This window comes from Pseudomonas paeninsulae, assembly GCF_035621475.1.
GTDB lineage: Bacteria > Pseudomonadota > Gammaproteobacteria > Pseudomonadales > Pseudomonadaceae > Aquipseudomonas > Aquipseudomonas paeninsulae.
Window position 1 is genome coordinate 4,306,259 of record NZ_CP141799.1, and the last position, 19,084, is coordinate 4,325,342.

Here is a 19,084-nt window from a genome sequence, read left to right on the forward strand (position 1 = left end):
CGTGCGGGGCGTTGTTGCAGCAGCAGGCTTAGACGAAGACGATTTCGTCGTTTTCGACTGTGCCGGTGACGGTGCTGCCAGGGCCGAACTTGCCGGCGAGGATCAGTTGCGCCAGCGGGTTTTCGATCCAGCGCTGAATCGCCCGCTTCAGCGGCCGCGCGCCGTAGACCGGGTCGTAACCGATGGCAACCAGCTTGTCCAAGGCCTCATCGCTCAGTTCCAGGCTCAGCTCGCGCTCAGCCAGACGCAGGCGCAAGCGGCTCAGCTGGATTTTCGCGATGCCAGCGATCTGCTCGCGGGCCAGCGGCTCGAACACCACCACTTCATCGATACGGTTGACGAACTCCGGACGGAAATGCGTGTTCACCGCATCCATCACCGCAGCTAGCTGCGCCTCGCGGTCACCGACCAGCTCCTGGATTTGCGCGGAGCCCAGGTTGGAGGTCATCACGATCACGGTGTTCTTGAAGTCGACGGTGCGCCCATGGCTGTCGGTCAGGCGACCGTCTTCCATGACCTGCAGCAGAATGTTGAACACATCCGGGTGAGCTTTCTCCACCTCGTCAAGCAGCACCACCGAGTAGGGCTTACGGCGCACCGCCTCGGTCAGGTAACCGCCCTCTTCGTAGCCGACGTAGCCTGGCGGGGCACCGATCAGCCGCGACACGGAATGTTTCTCCATGAACTCGGACATGTCGATGCGCACCAGCGCCTCCTCGGTGTCGAAGAGGAACTCGGCCAATGCCTTGCACAGCTCGGTCTTGCCCACCCCGGTCGGGCCGAGGAACAGGAAGGAGCCGCTGGGCCGATTTGGATCGGACAACCCGGCGCGGGATCGCCGTACCGCATTGGCCACGGCGACCACCGCTTCGTTCTGGCCGATCACCCGTTGGTGCAGCAGGCCTTCCATCTTCAGCAGCTTGTCGCGCTCGCCTTCGAGCATCTTCGATACCGGGATACCGGTCCACTTGGACACCACCTCGGCAATTTCTTCCTCGGTGACCTTACTGCGCAGCAGCTGGTTCTCGGTCTTGCCGTGCTGGTCGACCATCTGCAGGCTGCGCTCCAGATCCGGAATGATGCCGTACTGCAGCTCGGCCATGCGGCTGAGATCCCCCTTGCGGCGCGCGGCCTCCAGCTCCTGGCGCGATTGCTCGATTTTCTGCTGGATCTGCGCGGAGCCTTGCACCTCGGCCTTTTCCGCCTTCCAGATCTCTTCAAGATCGGCGTACTCGCGCTCCAGCCGGGCGATGTCTTCCTTGAGTTTTTCCAGGCGCTTGATCGCCGCCTCGTCGTCCTCTTTCTTCAACGCCTGGGCTTCGACTTTGAGCTGGATCAGCCGGCGCTCCAAACGGTCGAGCACTTCCGGCTTGGAGTCGATCTCCATGCGGATACGACTGGCTGCCTCGTCGATCAGGTCGATGGCCTTGTCCGGCAGCTGGCGGTCGGTGATGTAGCGGTGGCTGAGCTTGGCCGCGGCGATGATCGCGCCGTCGGTGATCGCCACCTTGTGGTGAACCTCGTAGCGCTCCTTGAGGCCACGCAGGATGGCGATGGTGTCTTCCTCGCTCGGCTCATCCACTAGCACCTTCTGGAAGCGTCGCTCCAGAGCGGCGTCCTTCTCGATGTACTGACGGTACTCGTTGAGGGTGGTGGCGCCGACGCAGTGCAGTTCGCCACGCGCCAAGGCCGGCTTGAGCATATTGCCGGCGTCCATGGAGCCCTCGGCCTTGCCGGCGCCCACCATGGTGTGGATTTCGTCGATAAACAGGATGATCCGCCCTTCCTGCTTGCCCAGTTCGTTGAGCACCGCCTTCAGGCGCTCCTCGAACTCACCGCGGAATTTCGCCCCGGCAATCAGCGCGCCCATGTCCAGCGACAGCACGCGCTTGTCCTTCAGGCCATCCGGCACCTCGCCGTTGACGATACGCTGGGCCAGGCCTTCGACGATCGCGGTCTTGCCCACGCCCGGCTCGCCGATCAGCACCGGATTGTTCTTGGTGCGGCGTTGCAACACCTGGATGGTGCGGCGGATCTCGTCGTCACGGCCGATCACCGGATCCAGCTTGCCCTCTTCGGCGAGCTTGGTCAGGTCGACGGTGTATTTATCCAGAGCCTGACGAGATTCCTCGGCATTCGGGTCGTTCACCGCGTCGCCGCCGCGCAGGTTGCTGATAGCGTTTTCCAGGGCTTTCTTGCTCACGCCCTGGCCGAGCAGCAACTTGCCCAGTTTGGTGCCTTCGTCCAGGGCAGCCAACAGCACCAACTCGCTGGAAATAAACTGGTCACCCTTCTGCTGGGACAGGCGATCGGCCTGGTTGAGCAGGCGCGCCAGGTCCTGGGACAGGTTGATATCACCGGTAGGGTTCTGAATCTTGCCCAGACGATCGAGCTCCTGACTCAACCCCTGGCGCAGGCTGTTGACGTCGAAGCCAACCTGTCTCAGCAGCGGCTTGATCGAACCGCCCTGCTGGTCGAGCAACGCCTGCATCAGGTGCAGCGGCTCGATAGCGGCATGATCGAGGCCGACTGCCAGTGATTGGGCGTCGGATAAGGCAAGTTGCAACTTGCTGGTTAAACGGTCGATTCGCATTGCGTCATCCTTCCTTTAAGAGCAGGCCGGCGCGATGGACACCCCTATATTGAAAGCCTGCCGAGATGAAGACTAGATGAGGTCGATTGTGCGAGTTTCAAGCGCGCAAGCGTTGATCTGGGTCATGCCGAGCACTCAGGCGTTCGCTCGGAGCACAGCAACAAGCTCGCCTGCCTTGTGCCGCGCCCACAAACCGCAGCGCACTGCCTGCGGCGAGCGACACCCTAGAGAGAAAGGATCAGCTGGCCAGCCAGATCAACGAAGCGAAGCGACCGGTACGGGCGGCGCGGCGGTAGGAGTAGAAGCGCGGGTCGCTGTAGGTGCACAAACCGCCTCCGTAGACGGCCGTAACCCCTCGCGCCGCCAACCGGATCCGCGCCAACTGATAGATATCGGCCATATAACGATCCGGGTTGACGCTGGCAACGAAGGCTTCGGCTGCCTGAGGATGCACGGCCATGAACGCTTCGCGCACCTCGGCGCCCACTTCGAAGGCTTGCGGGCCAATCGCTGGCCCGAGCCAGACCAGTACGTCCTCCGGCTGCACGGCCAGCGCATCCAGAGTCGCCTCCAGCACGCCACCAGCCAGCCCACGCCACCCCGCATGGGCGGCGGCGACCCGACTGCCGGCACGATCACAAAACAGTACTGGCAGACAATCGGCGGTCATCACGGTACAGGCGACCCCCGGCGTGGCGGTCCAACTGGCGTCGGCTTCGACCACTTCACCCGGCTCGGCAGGCACGACGGCAACGCCATGCACCTGACGCAACCAGGCCGGCCTGCAGCCCAGCTGGCTGATCAGGCGCTGGCGGTTCTTGATCACGGCAACGGGGTCGTCCTCGACATGCTCGCCGAGGTTGAAGCTGTCGAACGGCGCGGCGCTGATGCCACCGCTGCGCGTCGTGATGCAGGCCTTGACCCAGGCGGGCGCAGGCCAATCTGGCGTCAACCAGTCATGGGCCCAGCTGCTCACCCGATAAATGCCTCGCGATCCTGACGCAATAGCGTCAACAACCAGACGAAATCATCCGGCAGCGGCGACTGCCACTTCATCCGTTTCCCGGTAATCGGGTGATCCAGTTCGAGGAAGCGCGCATGCAGGGCCTGACGCGGGAACTCCTTGAGGCTCTGCACCATGGTCAGGCTGGCCGCAGGCGGAATGCGGAAACGCCCACCGTAGACTGGGTCGCCGACCAGCGGATAACCAACATGGCTCATGTGCACGCGAATCTGGTGAGTACGCCCGGTTTCCAGCTTGACCCGCGCATGGGTGTGCGAGCGGAAGCGCTCCAGCACCCGGTAATGGCTGACCGCCGGCTTGCCGCCGTCGCTGACGGCCATACGCTGGCGCTGCGCCGAACTGCGGCCAATGGGCGCGTTGATCTTGCCGCCGGCGGTGATCACGCCGATCACGATGCACTCGTAGATCCGGCTGACCGTACGCTTCTGCAGTTGATCGACCAGGCGCGTCTGCGCCTCAATGGTCTTGGCCACCACCATCAGTCCGGTGGTGTCCTTGTCCAGGCGATGAACGATGCCGCAACGCGGCACGTTGACGATATCCGGCACGTGGTGCAGTAAGGCGTTGAGCAAAGTGCCATCGGCATGCCCCGCGGCCGGATGCACCACCAGCCCCGCCGGCTTATTGATCACCAGAATCTGCTCGTCCTCAAAGACGATGTCCAGGGCGATGTCCTGGGCGATCCACTCGCCCTGGGCCTCCTGCTCGGCGCGCAGCGCCAGTAACGCTCCGCCATGCACGATGTCACGCGGGCGTACCACGGCACCATCGACAGTCAGCAGCCCCTCTTTGATCCAGGCAGACAGGCGCGAACGCGAGTGCTCGGCGAACAGTTGGGCGGCGACTTGGTCGAGGCGTTGACCGCCCATATCAATGGGCACCTCGGCGTTCAGTTCAATGGTCTGCTTATTAATAGAGGACATGCTCGGCAACAGTGGAGGACCTGAGGGTCGGTTGATGTTTCATTGCACGCCGCATTGCCGTGGCCAATCAGGCCAGGCAAGGCGTGGGACATCGCGGAATGGTCGCTAACTTGGCACGACCCGCAATACGACCTGGCTGCTTTTACCGCACAACCCCAAGGGCTGCGGCGAAAATGCAACGTCAACAGGCCCTACTTTTGGTTTCGGCTACGCGCTTGTGGTTAAATACGGCGTCTTTGCCCCAGGGTCACCGGGGGCGCTCATCATAACAGGACGGCTTTGCTCAAGACAGCCGCCGTCACAGGGACGCAAGCCGCCATGCAAGTGAGACACCTGCTGCTGATCGCCATCCTCGCCCTTACCGCTGCCTGCTCGTCCAAAGACGTACTCGACGAGAACCTGAGCGAGACCGAGCTGTACCAGCAGGCTCAAAGCGATCTGGACAACAAGAGTTACACCAGTGCGGTGACCAAGCTCAAGGCTCTGGAGTCGCGTTATCCGTTCGGCCGTTATGCCGAACAAGCCCAGCTGGAGCTGATCTACGCTTACTACAAGAATGCCGAGCCGGAAGCCTCAAGATCCGCCGCCGAGCGCTTCATCCGCCTGCATCCGCAGCATCCGAATGTCGACTATGCCTATTACGTCAAGGGCCTGGCTTCCTTTGACCAGGACCGTGGCCTGATCGCCCGCTTCCTGCCGCTGGACATGACCAAGCGCGACCCCGGTGCCGCCCGCGACTCCTACAACGAGTTCGCCCAGCTCACCAGCCGCTACCCGAACAGCCGGTACTCGCCGGATGCCAAGCAGCGCATGATCTACCTGCGCAACCTGCTGGCCGCTTACGAAATCCATGTGGCTCACTACTACCTGACCCGTCAGGCTTATGTCGCCGCCGCCAACCGTGGCCGCTACGTGGTGGAAAACTTCCAGGAAACCCCGGCAGTCGGCGACGGCCTGGCGGTGATGACCGAGGCTTATCAGCGCCTGACCCTGGATGATCTGGCCGCGACCAGCCTGGAAACCCTCAAGCTCAACTACCCGGATCACCCAAGCCTGGTCGGTGGCGAATTCGTGCCCCGTGAAGAAGAAGCCGACACCCGCTCCTGGCTGGCCAAGGCTACTCTCGGCCTGATCGAAAGCGACACGCCGCTGCCGCCGGGCGAAACCCGCGCCGGCCAGGACGTGATCCGCCAGTACGAAGACGCCGCGGAGGAGATCCCCGAAGAGCTGAAATCGGCAACCGCTGACGAACCCCGCCAGGAAACCCAGGGCCGCAAACGCTCCTGGTTCAGCTACATGACCTTCGGCCTGTTCGACTGAAAAACTGAACCGCCTAAACAGCGAGATTCAGAGCAAATGCCGCGCACTTGAGACGAGTGCGCGGCATTTTTTATGGGCAAGATAAAATCGGGGATATCAGACGCCTGCGTAACCGAGCCATGGATTGCGCCGGGGCTTATTCGTCATGGGTTGACGGCTACCGATGGGTATCGCTGTGCTCAACCGCATCCTACAAAAAATCAAAACAGCCAACACGCAGGATGGTGCGGGCCGCGTAGGCCGAGCAGAGTGATATCCCTCACGGCGACCCGTGATTTGACGCAGGCTGCCTTTACACCTCAATCGCCAATCCGCCAACCCGAGGTGATCGGGTAGCGCCGGTCGCGACCGAAGCCGCGCTGGGTGACCCGCACGCCGACTGCGGCCTGGCGGCGCTTGTACTCGTTGAGATCGACCAGGCGCAGCACGCGCTTGACCGTATCCGCATCGAAACCCTCGGCGATGATCGCATCGGCCGACAGGTCGTACTCGATGTACAGCTTGAGGATCTCGTCGAGCACCGGGTACGGTGGCAGCGAATCCTCGTCCTGCTGATCCGGCGCCAGTTCGGCTGAAGGCGGTCGGTCAATGACCCGCTGCGGAATCCCCCCCCCCCGGCTGTTGCGGTACTCGCAGAGGCGGAACACCAGGGTCTTGGGCACATCCTTGAGCACATCGAAACCCCCGGCCATGTCGCCATAGAGGGTGGCGTAGCCGACCGCCATCTCGCTCTTGTTACCGGTGGTCAGCACCAGGTAGCCCTGCTTGTTGGAGAGGGCCATCAACAGCGTGCCACGGCAGCGTGCCTGCAGGTTTTCCTCGGTGGCATCGCGGGCCAGGCCCTTGAACACCGGGGCTAGGGTGCCCATGAACGCTTCGACCATGGGCCCGATCGGCAGCACCCGATAAGTCACGCCCAGCGCATGGGCTTCGAGCTCGGCGTCCTCCAGGCTGATCTGCGCGGTGTAGCGGTACGGCATCATCACCGCTTCGACCCGTTTGGCGCCCAGCGCATCGACCGCCACCGCCAGGGTCAGGGCCGAGTCGATGCCGCCGGACAGCCCGATGAGCACGCCCTTGAAGCCGTTTTTGCCCACATAGTCGCGCACGCCCACCACCAGGGCCTGATACACGCTGGCTTCCAGCTCCGGCAAGGGCACGCAGTTGGCCGGCCGCGGGCTGACCCGCTCGCCATCACACACCAGGTCAACCGGATACAAGCCTTCGGTGAAGGCGGCCATGCGCTGACAGACCTGGCCGTCGGCATCGACCACACAGCTGCCACCGTCGAACACCAGCTCGTCCTGGCCGCCAACCTGGTTGACGTAGACAATCGGCATCGCCCCTTCGCGCGCACGCTCGGCAAGTGCTTCCTCGCGCTCGCGCTGCTTGTCGAGGTGGAACGGCGAGGCGTTCAGGCTCAGCATCACTTGCGCCCCGGCGGCACGGGCCTGCGCCATCGGCTCGGCGAACCAGATGTCCTCGCAGATGCTCAGCGCCACGGCCACGCCCTTGATGTCGACCACGCAGGGCTGGTTGCCGGGCTCGAAATAGCGCCTCTCGTCGAACACCCGATAATTTGGCAATTTTTGCTTATAGTAGCTGGCTAGCAGTTGGCCGTCGGCGATCACCGCGCAGGCGTTGTAGCGCAGTTCATCCTCCTGCCAGGGATAGCCAACCACCAGATAGATGCCGCTGACGTCGTCCTGCAGGCGCTGCAAGCCCTGCTCGATGCGCCGCTGCATGCTCGAGCGCAACAGCAGATCCTCTGGCGGATAGCCGCAGAGCGCCAATTCGGGGAACACGATGACATCCGCCAGCCACTGATCACGGGCGTTGCATGCCGCCTCGATGATGCTCTCGACGTTGCCGTGCACATCACCCGCACGCAAATTCAACTGGGCCATCACGACCCGCAGGATTTGGCTCATGACTGCCTCCACCTCATAAGTCCCACTTTCGACTGCGCCCGGCGGCTCAGTCGTAACACTCCATCATCCACTCATCAGCATAGGGTTTAACCGGCAGGTAAGCATGTCGCGAACGCAATCACAGGCAAAACTGTCCGAAATTAGTTGACCACTACACTGGCCGCTCTTGTAGGAGGGCCGCCCCGGCGCGATGCGGGGTTTCGTCAGATCGCCGTGATGGGTATCGCTGCGCTCAACCGCATCCTACAAAAGCCCGCCGCCGCCAGCCCATAGGATTCGATGGTTCCCATGCTCTGCGTGGGAACCATCGACGCGGTGTCTGCTGCATTTGTAGGAGGGCCGACCCCGGCTCGATGCTCTTGATTGTTGGGCGGACGTTATGGATGAGGGGAATGCCGCAAAGCCCGTCAGGAACGGGCGCGGTCCTCCTACAGGGGAGCGCGGTTTCGATGGTAGCCAACCAGGAAGCAGAATAGCCGCTGTGCTGACGCCACTTCCTTGGCTAAACTGCCAGGCTTTCCATCCATCTGCCTTTCCAATCAAGAAGAGAGCGTTATGGGCCTGTTCCGCCTGCTGTTCTGGATAGCCATTATCGCCGCCGCCTTCTGGCTCTGGCGGCGCTTTACCCGCCCCGCGCGGCGCTCCGGGCCAAGCCGGCAAGACCCCGCGCCCATGGTCCGCTGTGCCCATTGCGGGGTTTATCTGCCCCGCGAAGAGGCACTGACCGAGGCAGATCGCTGGTATTGCAGTCAGGGCCATCTCGAGCAGGGCCCAAAAACCGGTGAGCGTTGAAGCGCTAGCGCTCACCGGTACTCAGGGCCGCCGCGTGCTGCGGCTCTACCACCTGTATCGTCTGACCATCGGTTTGGCCCTGGTCCTGTTGATTTCCAGCGACATGGACACACAGCTGCTGAACCTGGCCCATGCCGAGTTGTTCCGTTACGGCAGCTGGTTTTACCTGATCCTGAATATGCTGGTGGCCGTGCTGGTGCAGCGCCCCCGCAACGTGGTGCAGATCTTCAGCCTGGCCATGGTCGATGTGATCCTGCTGTCCGCCCTGTTCTATGCGGCCGGCGGCACGCCCAGCGGGATCGGCAACCTGCTGATCGTTGCGGTGGCCATCGCCAATATTCTGCTGCGCGGACGCATCGGCCTGCTGATCGCCGCTGTCGCCACCATCGGCCTGATCTACCTGACCTTCTACCTTAGCCTCAGTCGCCCGGAAGCCAGCGCGCAGTATGTGCAAGCTGGGGCGCTCGGCACCCTGTGTTTTGCCGCCGCCCTGCTTGTGCAAGGGCTGACCCGGCGCCTGCAAGACAGCGAAAGCCTGGCCGAACAGCGCGCGGCGGACGTCGCCAGCCTGGAAGCCCTGAACGCCCTGATCCTACAGCGCATGCGTACCGGCATCCTGGTGCTCGACGCGCAGCATCGGGTACTGCTGGCCAACCAGGGCACACTGCACCTGCTCGGCCATGATGCACTGACCGGCAAGATCCTCGACCCGCACTGCCCCGAACTGGTCAAGCGCCTGCAGGAATGGTTGCACAACCCGACGTTACGCCCCTCGAGCCTGCAGGCCTTTGCCGATGGCCCGACACTACAACCGAGCTTTATCGCCCTGCAGCGCGGCGGCCAGCGGCACATCCTGGTGTTTCTCGATGACATCTCGCAGATTGCCCAGCAGGCCCAGCAGCTCAAGCTCGCCTCCCTCGGTCGCCTGACCGCCGGCATCGCCCATGAGATCCGCAACCCGCTCGGCGCGATCAGTCATGCCGCGCAACTGCTGCAGGAGTCGGAAGACCTACATGGCCCGGACCAGCGCCTGGCGCAAATCATTCAGGATCACTCGCGGCGGATGAACCTGGTGATCGAAAACGTCCTGCAGCTGTCGCGCCGACGCCAGGCCGAGCCGCAACTGCTGGACCTGAAATACTGGATGCACCGCTTCGCCAGCGAGTTCCGCAGCTCGGCTGCGCCTGGCCAGACACTCCACCTGGAGACCCAGAGCGGCACCGTGCAAACCCGCATGGACCCGCACCAACTCACCCAGGTACTGACTAATCTGGTACAAAACGGCCTGCGCTACAGCGCGCAGAACAACCCGCAGGGTCAGGTCTGGCTGAAACTGTTCCGCGATAAGAACAGCGATCTGCCGGCGCTGGAAATACTCGACGACGGTCCAGGCGTGGCGCCCGAGCAACTGCAGCACATCTTCGAACCGTTCTTCACCACGGAAAACAAAGGCACCGGCCTTGGCCTGTATATTTCCCGCGAGCTGTGCGAAAGCAACCAGGCGCGACTCGACTACAAACCGCGCGAGGGCGGCGGCAGCTGCTTTCGTATCACCTTCGCCCATCCACGCAAACTGAGCTGACCATGACCCGCCAGAGAGCCCTGATCGTCGACGATGAGCCCGATATCCGCGAACTCCTGGAAATCACCCTAGGCCGCATGAAGCTCGACACCCGCAGCGCCCGCAACGTCAAGGAAGCGCGCGAATGGCTGGCCAAGGAGCCGTTCGACCTGTGCCTGACCGACATGCGCCTGCCCGATGGCACCGGCCTGGACCTGGTGCAGCATATCCTGCAACGTCATCCGCAGGTGCCGGTGGCCATGATCACCGCCTACGGCAGCCTGGACACCGCGATCAATGCGCTGAAAGCCGGCGCCTTCGACTTCCTGACCAAACCGGTCGACCTCGGCCGCCTGCGCGAGCTGGTAGCCACCGCTCTGCGCCTGCGCTCGACGGGCAGCGAAGAGCTGCCGGTCGACAGCCGCCTGCTCGGTGAGTCGCCGCCGATGAAGGCGCTGCGCAAGCAGATCCTCAAACTCGCGCGCAGCCAGGCGCCGGTGTATATCAGCGGCGAGTCCGGCAGTGGCAAGGAACTGGTCGCCCGCCTGATCCACGAACAGGGCGGCCGCAGCGAACAGCCGTTCGTGCCGGTGAACTGCGGCGCGATCCCGTCGGAACTGATGGAAAGCGAATTCTTCGGCCACAAGAAGGGTAGCTTCACCGGCGCCATCGAAGACAAGCAGGGGCTGTTTCAGGCGGCCAATGGCGGCACTCTGTTCCTCGACGAAGTCGCCGACTTACCCTTGCCCATGCAGGTCAAGCTGCTGCGCTCGATTCAGGAGAAAGCCGTACGCGCGGTCGGCGGCCAACAGGAACTGGTGGTCGATGTGCGCATTCTCTGCGCCACCCACAAAGACCTGGCCGCAGAGGTCGCCGCGGGACGCTTCCGCCAGGATCTCTACTACCGCCTGAACGTCATCGAACTGCGCGTGCCACCGCTGCGCGAGCGACGCGAAGACATCGGCCAGCTGACCGAGGTCATGCTCAAGCGCCTGGCCGAAGGCCCCGGCCTGAGCCCGGTCAGACTCGACGCAGAGGCGCTGGACAAGCTCAAGAGCTATCGTTTCCCCGGCAACGTGCGGGAACTGGAGAACATGCTCGAACGCGCCTATACCCTGTGCGAAGACGACCGCATCACCGCCAGTGACCTGCGCCTAGCCGACGTCTGCGGCTCCAGCGAAACCGGCGACGCCAGCCTGGCGCAGATCGACAACCTGGAAGACCACCTGGAAGACATCGAGCGCAAGCTGATCATGCAAGCCCTCGAAGAAACCCGCTGGAATCGCACCGCCGCCGCCCAACGCCTGGGCCTGAGCTTCCGCTCGATGCGCTACCGGCTGAAGAAACTGGGGATCGATTGAGCCTGCCGATGGGTATCGCTGCGCTCAACCGCATCCTACAAAGGCCCCAGACCGCCAACCCGTAGGATGGCGTTGAGCGCAGCGATACCCATCACAGCGATTTGGATGCATCCGTGAAATCCGCGCCGGCACGAGCGCTCCACGGATTACGCCGGGGGCTTACTCGAGCCAGGTGATTGATTGACCGGTGATCCGTGCAGCCACTGGTGGGCTGGAGCGGATCACCGCCAGGCCCGTACCCACGCCGAGCGTCCTGAGCGGGGTTACCACGCAGGGCATGGGAACCAGGCAAAACCAAAGCATCGCGCCGGGGCGACCCTCCTACAAAAGCAGCGGACACCGCATCCTCAACCCAAACGCCCCTCTGGCGCGTAAGGCGCCGGATCGATGATCGGTTCATTCCCGAGCAGCAGGTCTGTCAACAACTGGCAGGAGGCCGGCGCCAGCACCAGGCCATTGCGGAAATGGCCGCAGTTCAACCAAAGGCCTGCATGCCCCGGCACCGCGCCGATAAAGGGCAGGCCTTTGGGTGATCCGGGCCGCAATCCGGCCCAATGGCCCACTACGTCGGCATCGGCAAGCGCCGGCAACAGTCCGACCGCCGACGCCTTGAGGCTGGCCAAGGCTGCCTCAGTAGGCGTCTTGTCGAACCCCACATGCTCGAGGGTACTGCCAATCAGGATATGGCCATCGCGGCGGGGAATCGCGTAACGCCCGTTGGCCAGCACGATACTGGTGAGGAAATCCTCGGCGCACTGGTAGAGGATCATCTGTCCCTTCACCGGCTCGACCGGCAACTCGATGCCCAGGCTGCGCAACAACTCGCCACTCCAGGCGCCGGCGGCGACCACGACCTGATCGGCATGCATCTCCCCCAGCGAAGTATGCACGCCACCAATCCGCTCGCCTGCACGGATAAACCCGGTTACCGCACACTGCTCATGCACGGTCACATTCGGCATTTGTGCCAGCGCCGCCCGCAAGGCCTTGACCAGCCGCGGGTTGCGCACATTGGCCACATCCGGCATGTGCAGCGCCTGCGAGAAGCCCTGGGCCAACGCCGGCACAGCCCGATACACCGCCTCGACAGGCACCGCCTGCATCGGCCGCTGTTCCCGCGCGGCCCAAGCCAGGGGCGCGGCTTGTTCCTGATCGAGCCAGTACAGGCCGGTGACATACACCTCGGGATCGATGCCAGTGTCCTCGAGCAACTGCGCTCCCAGCTGCGGGTAGAAATCCTGCGACCAGTGCGCCAGCGCCGTCACCGCTGGGCTGTAGCGCCAGGGATAAAGCGGCGAAACGATGCCGCCTCCGGCCCAGGAGGACTCGCCACCCACCGCGCTCTGATCCAGCAGGCATACCTCGACACCGGCCGCGGCCAACAAACGCGCCGACAGTAGACCGATTGCACCGCCCCCCACTACCAAGATCCGCATAGCTCCTCCAAAAAAACGGGCCGCAAAGGCGGCCCGTTATACGTCAAAACCCCTGCAGTTTTCTACCAACACTGCGCCACGGTACGCGTCGCCCCATCCAGGGTCTGCGCTCCAGAGTGGGAGATTCTGAAGTTGCCGCACGGATCGTTCGCCATGGTGTTGGCCCGCGTAGCCTGCAGGACAAAGGTGGTCGCGGTGGGAGCGCCCTGCACCCAGCTTGAAGCCGGCAGCATGCCTAGGCGCCGCTAATTCAGACCTTCCTTAGCGATCAATATCTGTTTTCCAGTAAATCTTTTGACGCGACTGATCTACTTTCGGCTCAACCAGGACCGGAGCAAGCCCCGGCTTACATCCGATACAGACAGTAACGATTATAGGATTAGTCGTATCACAATTTGCAATGCAAATGGCTGGAGGAATAGTGGGCGGTATTGGAGGAGGTCCGACGAGAGTCGTTGTTGTCATCTCACAGGCGCCAGTAAAAAGACTCGCACTATAGCCAGTCGCAATGCCCTTAGGACCAGCACAGACCCCCGCGCTCGTACCATCGGGCTGATACGAGTTGAAGAATACTTTTCCGGCGCCGATGACCGCAGGATTAATCACCTGCTCACCTCGTCCAGCCAAGTCATAGTACCAGCCGCGCTTAGTGCTATTCGGATAGATTCCTGCAGCTCCGCAATTGCTTCCTGCCACTGAATTATTCATAGAACTGCCATCAAGGTCGACGGCTCCGCTGCTAGAACTCGGATTATCCAGGAATACATAGAAGCGGTCTTCTACCTGAGTCTGGTAGGGGTAATTGGATTTCAGTTGTCGCTCCCGATTACCCGAGCCCAAACTCACATACACTGAGTTCTTATAGACCGCTACCGCTGGTGAGTTGAGGAAGCGCCGATTAGCACCCTGAGTCGAAGCGATCTTGGTTATGCTCCATGCATTTTTTGCTAGCGCAGTAAGCGTGCCATCGCTAGCCATGTTTGCAAAATTGACTCGATAAAGATTACCTGCCGCATCCGCTGCATACGCAAAATCCGTCTTGCCGTCTGAGTTCACATCAGCTAGCGCGACGTCTCCCACTACCGGATAGTCAGTTGCGAGAATTGGCAGAGTGCCCAGTATTGTGGCGTCTGTGGCATCCAGCACGTAGACGCCCTTGCCGTTGGCCGAAGAGCAGGCGAAAGTGCGGCTATCCGGATCAAGGCAGGTATCGTAGCCTCCACCGAAGATCAAAACCGGCTTACTAGCGCCACTAGTAGCATCGACATATCCGCCTAAATAGGCGCCTTGTGGTGTTGACCAGGTCTGGCCGATACCAGAGAAGCCGCTATCGCAGCCAGTGGTGTTGCCCTGATTAGGGCAGCCGCGCTTCCATAACAGTGAAGGAGCATTCGGATCCGTCACATTCAAGGCATAGACCATGCGCCCCCCGCGGCGCATGGTCGGGTAGATATAGGCCGAGGTAACCGCATTATTCGCATCGTAGTTAGTAATTTGGCCCACGGCACCGTCAAAGAAGTAATCCTTTGGCGTGGGAGTAGGCGTCTCGGTCGCACTTGCGTTGGGAAAAGCGATCAATGGACTGTCATCGTACAAACGCTGGATCTTAGCGAAGTGTTCTGGTGCCAGAAGCGACCACAGCTCGGAACCGTCAGCACCTTTAACTGCTCGAAACAAGCCATCGTTTACACCATAGAACAGCACGGTACCCGTACTGCCGCCATAGTTAATCGGCAAAGGGCGCGAATGTATAACATCACCATGAATGCTCGGCCTGCCGGTGGAGGATGACATGGTCTCACCCGCACCAGGCGTGCTGCCCTTCAAGTAGTTCAACAGGGTAGTGTTATTGCCCAAATTGGCGGCGGTCACCGCCGCCAGGCTGCTCCCGCTCACCGTCAGCACCTTCCGGTTGGCAATCACGCTGTAGCGCGAGACCTGTGCAGCGCCACCTTTCTCCACGAATGGCCCGTCCGGCGAATCCGACCACTTTTGGAGGATACTCGCTGTCGTACACTGACTTAAGGGGGGGGGAGATAAGTTCAGGCTCTCCCAGTAATTGCCTTTATCCAGCGTCCAATAGCTTTTCGCACATTCAGTCAAAAATCCACTCAGATTATTTACTGCAGATTCACCCGAACTATCTACCAGTTCGGCGGCGCCATTAATCAGTCCAATTTTATAGCGCTTAAGGTTGCCGAACCAACGCGGCGCCTTATACGGACGAAACATGCCGATGTACACTTCGTTCGCACTTTGCGAGCGGTTGGTGGCACTCAGCGGCAAGGTAGCAGCAGAAAAGGTCGCACTGACCGAAAGAATATCCGACAGCGCCGAGTTGATGCCATCGACTATCGCATTTTCATTTTTCGCGGCGAAATATTTCCCACCGCCGACATCGGCCGCACTCAAAAACAACTTGGTTTGACTAGCATCTTGATGGGCATTAAACACATCGATCAAATAGGAGGTCACCTTGACTCGCTGAATTACTGAGTTGCCCGAAAAAGCATCAGTCACTGTAAATGGCACACCATAGTTATGGAGAAACTTGCTCCAGTCATCAAGGTTCCAAGCTGCACCAGACGTAGTGTCGAAAGAGCCTACAACAGGCGCCACTGTTGTGGTGGTTTCACCAGCCTGTGACACCACAAACTTCGAGGTTGATTTTGTACATGCTTGGGGGGTAGCTGTACTACATGAGCAGTTACTTTTCCCTACGCACAACCCTGTGGCATTCTCCGCCGTAGTACAGTTATTAACCTCGTTGTTCTTGTAACATTGCGCTGAATAGCCCAACTGAGTTGCTGGAGTGGTAGTTGTAGTGGTCGTAAACTGAGGCAGCGGCAGTGGAGCGCCACCACTCAACCCGGCAAGCTTCTCGGGAGAATCCCCTAAAGCGGTATAGAGCGCCTTAAGAGCATCGCTGTTAGTCGACGAATCATCCGCCGGCCCGCTCGAATTGGGGTTACCAATAAAGATCAGATAGGTATTCGAGCACAAATTATCGTCGGCTATTGGCGTAGCGAAGCGAGAGTACAGGCTACTGTAGCCACCGGGATCTGCCTTGGTACTTTCCGTACCACCCCCAGCGTAACTTTGCGAAAAACCGCCAAGGTAGTTGTAAAAATCGTACATCAAATTACCGTAAGCGGTATTCGCGCTACGCTTCTCCTTGTTGTCATTGACCCCGCCTGGGGCGAGTATTTCATCAAGCTCTTCGCTCAGCGCTTTATAGCCATTAGGCGTCAACGCTTGCAAATCGAAGCGCACAAAACCGCCGTCCTCACCGGCATTACCGGAGGTCGTAAACTCAAGCATACCCACATTAAACTTGGCCACGCTGGTGGTATTGTCCACCATGCCTGCAAGGGCCGTTTTGATGGCGCGCGCCTCGGATTCCCCCTGCGTCAGACCGCCAGGCCACTTCTGTGATGCACGCGACCAGTTAGCCGTATTATCCAAGATAAAGACGATATTGGGTAAGGCGGAATTCGCTTCTCCCCCGATGAAAATATCAATGTCTTCCGCCTTAGCCATACCAAGCGGAAAATTCAACGCCATTAAAATTGCCATCAGCTTGATGAACCTAAGCCATATATTCACTTTTAGTCTCCTCCATTTATCCGGGACAGATACCACTGACTTTATTGGCACTGGCACGCATACCCACGCCCTGAGTCATGACGGCTTGCGCCCCCGTCAGGTTATCCGTTGCTGTGGCTGTCAACTCGAATACTGCATTGACGCACAAGGAATTCTGCCCATTCATAAAACAATCGGCATCACGCGGCATAACCAAGTCGTCATTCTTTATATTGAGGATAATTACGCAACTGGGCGGAGCAACCGCGACCGTTATATCGTTGATGCCATCACCGTTGACGTCGTAGCACTTGCTGTTCGCCTGGCCGCAGCTGTTGGTAAACATCGCCGTAGGGCTGCTCACGATTTTCGTGCTGCTGATCGCTTCTTCCAAAGCAGAACTGGCAGCATGTAATACCAGCTCCCGGCTTTCCATGTTTTGCACCACCTGCAGATTGGTTTGGGTAAGGTTGAACCCACTCACCGCCATCAGGGTAACCAGTAGCAACATGAGAAGCGCGACAACAAGCACCACGCCTTGCTGCGAATTCCCGGAAGGAATGTGTACGAGCCGCTTCATGACCTTTCCCTCCGGCCAGAGACATTGGGCAAATTCACTGTGGTGGAATAAACCTGCCGTTTGAAGCCCTTCAACGCGGCAGGCACGCTGTAATTAGAACTCCCCAACTGATAAGTGCGCGCATCGGTATAGCCATTGGTTGGATCAAGATTGCGGGCAACCAGCCAGACTCGCACGGCGACCACATTCGACCACTGGGTGGCGGCTGGGCTGACTGAAAAGGAATTAACCTCGCCATCCCCGTCGGTATCGAGTCCGTACTCAAATTGCAGTGTCTCGATACCATCAACCAGTGGACTTGTGAAACTATAATCAATGCCACTCAATTCTTTTCGCGTGAGCACATCATCGGCTGTCACGTAGTAGACCCTGCTCAGCAGTCGGTAAATAGGCGCCGTTTTAGTGCAGTCTCGCTGTTTGTACGTCAGACCAGCGGCAGCGGAAGCCAAGAGAACCACACCGGGAGAGGAGTTTTTGCAGGCTGAAACCTGCAGATGAACATCTCCGGCCTTAAACGCCGGGCAATTTGTCGAGCCGACGTCACAAGTACTAGCCCGACGAATAGCAATGAAATCGCTACCGCTCTTAGCCGCAGCACAGTTAGTGCCTGAACCAATCACCCCCTGCACTGGAACTCCCAATGCATTTTGAATATCTACTACTGCAGTAGGGCATATCGGTGGAAGCAACGCCGGAGCCGCTTGAGTGCCCGCCTCGCCCAAGTACCCGGCATTGCGCAACTCATCCGCAAGCAGTGAAAGAGCGTAAGCGCCGTTTTCGATTTGCCTGCCTGTCTTCTCGATTTCGCCACGGGTGCGACTGTTATTGATGAACACTTCGGACACGGCAAGCAGGATGACTATACCGAGTACCATGGCCACCATGATTTCGATCAAGGAAAAGCCCCGTTGCCGCAGGCATGCACACAAAAACATTTTGGAACTCATGTTCATACCCCCAGATAGGCCAACGTCACATCCACGAAAACCTCCCGACGCTGGCGGTCATCGCCATAGCTTTCTTTCCCGCAAGCCGAGGCAGGGGCTACTGTTGGCGAAAGCCCTTGCCATACCACCGTGACCCTGACCACCATCTGACTGGTCGCTGAACCGCTAATGCTCTCAATACAACCTCGCGCACCGATCATCGCGCTCAACTTTTGCGTACCTTCCGTGATTGAGGCCCCTTTGAGCGCCTGATTCCAGGCACAAAGATCGTTTTCAACTACATTTCCCGACGTACAGTCCGTTGCATCTCCCAAGGCATTGTTAATGCCATAGAGAGTCGCACTGACATACCGAGCATCACGGGCGGCGGAGACATTACTCCGCAGACGATTGGCCATATCTCCAACCAGCATCACTGCCTGCGCTCGCTGATAAGCCTCGAACTGCGAATTCAACATGCGCGCCTGCATGCCCGCCAACCCCATCAAGCCTACGGCCAGCACCAAGAGCGTAATCAAAACTTCGATAAGGGTGAAACCTGCCTGGAAGGCTGTATAAATCCTTGCTGGCCGCATATCAACACCCGCCCTTTGCCGAACTGACCCGCCCATCGACACCCAGAGTCAGGCAACTTAGTTTTGCCGCGTCGGAGGTCGAACTGACTTCAAACTTAGCTTCAGCACCCACTCGACCAGAGGCCTTAAAGGCAATAGCAGCTGCTGGCCCAGATATCGCAACCCCCCCCGTCAGGACTTGACTGAGTATTGCAGCACCGCCGCTCGGGATAATACTCCACCCTCCACCCCAACCTCCGGTCGCCGCAGGGCTTAGCGTGACCTGCCTGTTGCGCTTGATCGCTTCTGAACGCGCCAGAACCAAGGCAGAATGCAGATCCGTCGTTGTCGCGCGAACGCGTTGATTAGCGACCATCCCCTTATATGAGGGAATCGCGATACCCACCAAAATCGCCAAGACTACCAAGCCGATCATCAGCTCCATCAAAGTGAAGCCATTGCATTTGCTCAAGCCCA

14 protein-coding genes are annotated in these 19,084 nt (G+C 60.1%); 4 read left to right on the top strand and 10 right to left on the bottom strand.

Going from position 1 to position 19,084, the window contains the following annotated elements:
* Nucleotides 1–28: 28 nt before the first annotated feature.
* The 3 genes from clpB to rluD all read right to left on the bottom strand — a co-directional run bounded on the left by clpB (nt 29) and on the right by rluD (nt 4,540).
* Nucleotides 29–2,593: an ATP-dependent chaperone ClpB gene (clpB, locus tag VCJ09_RS19875; RefSeq protein ID WP_324731780.1), complete on the bottom strand. Its 2,565-nt coding sequence runs from the start codon at nt 2,591–2,593 to the stop codon at nt 29–31.
* A gap of 238 nt (nt 2,594–2,831) precedes the next feature.
* Nucleotides 2,832–3,569: a peptidoglycan editing factor PgeF gene (pgeF, locus tag VCJ09_RS19880; protein WP_324731781.1), complete on the bottom strand. Its 738-nt coding sequence runs from the start codon at nt 3,567–3,569 to the stop codon at nt 2,832–2,834.
* Nucleotides 3,566–4,540: a 23S rRNA pseudouridine(1911/1915/1917) synthase RluD gene (gene rluD, locus VCJ09_RS19885; RefSeq protein ID WP_324731782.1), complete on the bottom strand. Its 975-nt coding sequence runs from the start codon at nt 4,538–4,540 to the stop codon at nt 3,566–3,568. Before rluD ends, pgeF begins: the two co-directional genes overlap by 4 nt.
* A 318-nt stretch (nt 4,541–4,858) precedes the next feature.
* Here rluD and VCJ09_RS19890 point away from each other — a divergent pair, with 318 nt between their 5' ends.
* Entirely contained in the window at nt 4,859–5,860 is a 1,002-nt protein-coding gene (locus tag VCJ09_RS19890; RefSeq protein WP_324731783.1) for an outer membrane protein assembly factor BamD, read from the top strand.
* 299 nt (nt 5,861–6,159) lie between these two features.
* On the opposite strand, the gene VCJ09_RS19895 is transcribed toward VCJ09_RS19890, so the two are convergent.
* Nucleotides 6,160–7,791 carry an NAD+ synthase gene (locus VCJ09_RS19895; RefSeq protein WP_324731784.1) on the bottom strand — a complete coding sequence of 544 codons (1,632 nt, stop codon included), beginning with the start codon at nt 7,789–7,791 and terminating at the stop codon, nt 6,160–6,162.
* A gap of 555 nt (nt 7,792–8,346) precedes the next feature.
* On the opposite strand from VCJ09_RS19895, the gene VCJ09_RS19900 reads away from it, so the two are divergent.
* Genes VCJ09_RS19900 through VCJ09_RS19910 form a run of 3 tightly spaced genes read left to right on the top strand, consistent with a single transcriptional unit; the run spans nt 8,347 to nt 11,505 of the window.
* Nucleotides 8,347–8,583 (top strand): PP0621 family protein, encoded by a 237-nt coding sequence (locus VCJ09_RS19900; protein WP_324731785.1) that lies wholly within the window; start codon nt 8,347–8,349, stop codon nt 8,581–8,583.
* Nucleotides 8,573–10,165, top strand: a complete 1,593-nt coding sequence (locus tag VCJ09_RS19905) for a sensor histidine kinase (protein WP_324731786.1) — start codon at nt 8,573–8,575, stop codon at nt 10,163–10,165. The genes VCJ09_RS19900 and VCJ09_RS19905 overlap by 11 nt, the downstream gene beginning before the upstream one ends.
* Before the next feature lie 2 nt (nt 10,166–10,167).
* Nucleotides 10,168–11,505, top strand: coding sequence for a sigma-54-dependent transcriptional regulator (locus VCJ09_RS19910; protein ID WP_324731787.1), 1,338 nt, complete (start codon nt 10,168–10,170; stop codon nt 11,503–11,505).
* Nucleotides 11,506–11,852: 347 nt separating this feature from the next.
* Here VCJ09_RS19910 and thiO read toward each other — a convergent pair whose 3' ends face one another.
* From thiO to VCJ09_RS19940, 6 genes are all read right to left on the bottom strand, one after another.
* Complete coding sequence (gene thiO, locus VCJ09_RS19915; RefSeq protein ID WP_324731788.1) at nt 11,853–12,941, bottom strand: glycine oxidase ThiO; 1,089 nt, start codon at nt 12,939–12,941, stop codon at nt 11,853–11,855.
* A 261-nt stretch (nt 12,942–13,202) separates the two neighbouring features.
* Nucleotides 13,203–16,547 (bottom strand): pilus assembly protein, encoded by a 3,345-nt coding sequence (locus tag VCJ09_RS19920; protein WP_324731789.1) that lies wholly within the window; start codon nt 16,545–16,547, stop codon nt 13,203–13,205.
* 16 nt (nt 16,548–16,563) lie between these two features.
* Entirely contained in the window at nt 16,564–17,106 is a 543-nt protein-coding gene (locus VCJ09_RS19925) for a hypothetical protein (RefSeq protein ID WP_324731790.1), read from the bottom strand.
* A complete protein-coding gene (locus tag VCJ09_RS19930) occupies nt 17,103–18,053 on the bottom strand; it encodes a PilW family protein (RefSeq protein ID WP_324731791.1) in 951 nt (316 codons plus the stop codon). Before VCJ09_RS19930 ends, VCJ09_RS19925 begins: the two co-directional genes overlap by 4 nt.
* Before the next feature lie 2 nt (nt 18,054–18,055).
* A complete protein-coding gene (pilV, locus tag VCJ09_RS19935; RefSeq protein WP_324731792.1) occupies nt 18,056–18,628 on the bottom strand; it encodes a type IV pilus modification protein PilV in 573 nt (190 codons plus the stop codon).
* Nucleotide 18,629: 1 nt separating this feature from the next.
* A complete protein-coding gene (locus VCJ09_RS19940; RefSeq protein WP_324731793.1) occupies nt 18,630–19,079 on the bottom strand; it encodes a GspH/FimT family pseudopilin in 450 nt (149 codons plus the stop codon).
* Nucleotides 19,080–19,084 lie beyond the last annotated feature (5 nt).

Excerpts from the sequence above, each read along its gene's own strand:
- VCJ09_RS19895 (WP_324731784.1), bottom strand. The coding sequence starts at position 7,791 with ATGAGCCAAATCCTGCGGGTCGTGATGGCCCAGTTGAATTTGCGTGCG.
- pilV (WP_324731792.1), bottom strand. The coding sequence starts at position 18,628 with ATGCGGCCAGCAAGGATTTATACAGCCTTCCAGGCAGGTTTCACCCTT.
- clpB (WP_324731780.1), bottom strand. The coding sequence starts at position 2,593 with ATGCGAATCGACCGTTTAACCAGCAAGTTGCAACTTGCCTTATCCGAC.
- VCJ09_RS19910 (WP_324731787.1), top strand. The coding sequence starts at position 10,168 with ATGACCCGCCAGAGAGCCCTGATCGTCGACGATGAGCCCGATATCCGC.
- VCJ09_RS19930 (WP_324731791.1), bottom strand. The coding sequence starts at position 18,053 with ATGAGTTCCAAAATGTTTTTGTGTGCATGCCTGCGGCAACGGGGCTTT.
- thiO (WP_324731788.1), bottom strand. The coding sequence starts at position 12,941 with ATGCGGATCTTGGTAGTGGGGGGCGGTGCAATCGGTCTACTGTCGGCG.
- VCJ09_RS19890 (WP_324731783.1), top strand. The coding sequence starts at position 4,859 with ATGCAAGTGAGACACCTGCTGCTGATCGCCATCCTCGCCCTTACCGCT.
- VCJ09_RS19925 (WP_324731790.1), bottom strand. The coding sequence starts at position 17,106 with ATGAAGCGGCTCGTACACATTCCTTCCGGGAATTCGCAGCAAGGCGTG.
- rluD (WP_324731782.1), bottom strand. The coding sequence starts at position 4,540 with ATGTCCTCTATTAATAAGCAGACCATTGAACTGAACGCCGAGGTGCCC.
- VCJ09_RS19900 (WP_324731785.1), top strand. The coding sequence starts at position 8,347 with ATGGGCCTGTTCCGCCTGCTGTTCTGGATAGCCATTATCGCCGCCGCC.